Raw genomic sequence first — 1,031 nt, 5'->3', positions numbered from 1 at the left:
CCGCAGACGACGATGTCGTGGTCTCGCCAGGTCCGGCCGCGCAGAGCGGTACCGACCACCGAGCTGGGCCGGTCGTCGTCGGTCGCGGGGATGACGGGGGTGAGGGTCAGCCAGGAGCGGTGCCGGGCGCCGGGTGCCATGGCGAGCAGGGCACGCAGCTCGGTCTCGTCGCGGGCGCCGACGTAGAGTTGTGTCCGTGGGGGGTCGTCCCGGGTGTCGAGGGCGGCGACCAGGGCGCTCAAGGGGCCGATCCCGGTCCCGGAGCCGAGGATGAGCAGGTCGCGGCGGGTGTCCAGGACCTCGGGCAGGCGGCCCAGGGGTGGGCCGAGGCGCCAGGTGTCCCCGATCCGGGTCTGCGCGACCAGGGCCGGGCTGACCAGGCCGTGGCGGAGCGCGCGCACGCAGAACCGCATGACCCCGTCGGGACGGGCGGGTTCGGTGGGGGAGAGGTAGCGCCACAGCCCGGGGCGCTGCGGGGTCTCGACGCTGAGGTACTGGCCGGGCCGGTGGGGGAGCGGTTCGAGTGTCTGCACGATGATGCAGGCCAGGTCGGCCGTGGGGCGGCGGTGTTCGACGACGCGACCGAGCCACAGCGCCGGGCCACGCTCGGCCGCGGCCGCGGTGAGCATCTCGTGGGTGGCCGCGGCGTAGGCCTTGGCCCAGGCGGCTGCGATCGGCGGGGTCCAGGTCGTCGGGCCGTGGATGTGGGCGAGGGTGTCGAGCAGTGCGTGTCCGGCCGTCTCGTAGTGGGCGGCGGTGATGCCGTGTTTGCGGTGGTCGCGGCCGAGGTCGGCGAGCCGGCGGACGAGCTCGTCGCGGTCATCGAGGCGTTGGAGCAGCCAGATCAGGGTGTCGGTGAGGGGGGCTCGCCGGCCGTGTGGGTCGAGCGGGAACAGGGTGCGCAGCCCCGGGGCCCGCGCGAGCAGGGCCGTGTAGAAGTGGTCGGCCAGCTCCGCGGTCTTGTGCTCGATGCGGGGCCGGCTTCGCTTCACCAGGTTGAGCAGGGCGGGGTCCAGCGCGTGGACGCCGCG

General features: G+C 74.7%; 1 protein-coding gene. It reads right to left on the bottom strand.

Going from position 1 to position 1,031, the window contains the following annotated elements; all coding sequences use genetic code 11:
- The coding region (locus LWC33_RS34680; protein ID WP_233308941.1) for a globin domain-containing protein at positions 1–1,031 on the bottom strand (1,031 nt) is incomplete at both ends.

The organism is Pseudonocardia terrae, from assembly GCF_021343995.1.
GTDB classification, from domain to species: domain Bacteria; phylum Actinomycetota; class Actinomycetes; order Mycobacteriales; family Pseudonocardiaceae; genus Pseudonocardia; species Pseudonocardia terrae.
The sequence above is the reverse complement of the archived record's forward strand: the minus strand, read 5'-3'. Positions and strand labels throughout refer to the sequence as shown.